Annotated in this window: 2 protein-coding genes; both read right to left on the bottom strand. The window is 56.2% G+C overall.

The annotated features are described in order from the left end of the window. A partial coding sequence (locus L0H65_RS19435) for a CpaF family protein (RefSeq protein WP_301460832.1) occupies window positions 1-961 on the bottom strand: 961 nt, incomplete at its 3' end. Between the two features lie 34 nt (window positions 962-995). Beyond that, the coding region (locus tag L0H65_RS19430) for an AAA family ATPase (protein WP_301460831.1) at window positions 996-1,753 on the bottom strand (758 nt) is incomplete at its 5' end.

The raw sequence follows: 1,753 nt of genomic DNA, 5'->3' as shown, positions 1-1,753 counted from the left end.
CTTCGACGTTTGGCGGTCGGCTTTCCATCCGTCCGACATAGATCTGTTGCAACTGGAGTTCGGCCGTATCCTCGATCGTCAGCACGCGCTCAGTGTTCTCGATGAAGGACGACAGCGCATTCAACGTCGTGGTTTTACCCGATCCCGTACCGCCCGAAACGATGATATTCAGGCGCGTCGACACGGCGGCTTGCAGATATGCAGCCATTTCTTCGGTAAATGCCCCGAAATTTACCAGATCCGGCACGCCCAACTTGTCTTTTTTGAACTTCCGGATGGAAACGAGGCTGCCATCCACCGCAACCGGCGGCACCATGCAGTTGAAACGGGATCCATCGGCCAGACGCGCATCGCAATAGGGGTTGGATTCGTCGACGCGACGACCGACGGCGGAAACGATCTTGTCGATGATGCGCAAGAGGTGGCGTTCATCCTTGAAAGTGATGTCGGTCAGTTGCAGCTTGCCCGCGCGTTCAATGAAGATGCGCTTTGGCCCGTTGACCAGAATATCGTTGACGGTTTCGTCCTTGAGCAGGGTTTCCAGCGGGCCAAGCCCCATCACCTCGTCATAGAGTTCCTGATTCAGAGTGACGCGATCATCCTTGTTGAGCGCGACCGAAAGTTCGTCCAACCCTTCAGAGACAATTGACGCAATCTCGGACTTGAGGCTGGCTTCGGAGGCGTTTTCCAAAGCGGCGAGGTTCAGGTTTTCCAGCAGCTTCTTGTGCAGCTCCACCTTCAGTTCCATCAACCGGTCTTTGCGCTTCTTTTCCTTATCCGAAGCCAAAGCCTCCGCCGAAGTGCGGATATTTGCAACCGCAGGCGGGCGCATTTGCACGGTGTTGGCTCCGGGTTTTGGTGGCGCAGCCACTTGCTTCGCAGCCGGGGTTGCAGAACCAACCGCCACAGTTGGCAGCGGCCCGGCGACGACTTGGGTGGCTTTCCTGTAACGCGCAAACATCTTTTGTTGCCCTTCGGGTCAGTTGCAAAATGAATCAGCTTTTGGCGGACTCAACAGATTTATTCAGATCAAACAGGGATTTGGCGAGTTTCTGGATCTCTTTGCGCGTGGCGTTCTTGGCGGCGCTTTCGGCAAGGGGCAGCCCGTGATCATTCGCCTGGGTAACTTGCGGCCCGCCGTCGGGAAGCTGCACTTCGATATCAATATCCAGACTTTCCGCCATCCGCTTCACCCGGCTTTTTCCGGAAAGATCAGTGAATTTCGGCGCGCGGTTCAGGATGTAGCGCAGCTTTTCCAGCGGCAATGCCTCGGCCTTCAGGGCCCGCACCAGTCGCAGTACGTTTTGGGCAGAGCGCAGATCAAGCTCCATGATCGCGAAATAGATATGCGCGCGGGCGAGCACCGTTTCGGTCCAGCTTACGATGGTTGACGGCATGTCAATCACCACGAAATCGAAATTCTGCTGCGCCATGTCGATCAGCCGGTCGATATCTTCGGGCTGCACGATGTCCAGGGGCAGCATGTCCGGTGGTGCGGTGAACACATGCAGCTTGTCATTGAATGTCAGCATGGATTTGAGAAAGGATTCGCTGTCGGCCGAACCGGTATCCTGCAACATCTCGAACACCACATCGCGGCGCGGCAGATCGAGATAGGTCGAGATCGCGCCGAACTGGAAATCCAGATCAATCAGGCAGACACGCGGCGCATCGGTTTTGGAGATTGTCGCCAATTCCCAAGCAAGGTTGCAGGCAAAGGTGGAGGCACCAACCCCGCCCGACATACCATGCA

This window comes from Pseudorhodobacter sp. (genome assembly GCF_030452865.1).
In the GTDB taxonomy this organism is placed as follows: Bacteria; Pseudomonadota; Alphaproteobacteria; order Rhodobacterales; family Rhodobacteraceae; genus Pseudorhodobacter.
Note: the sequence above shows the minus strand (reverse complement) of the source record. Positions and strands in the feature narration are given on the sequence as shown.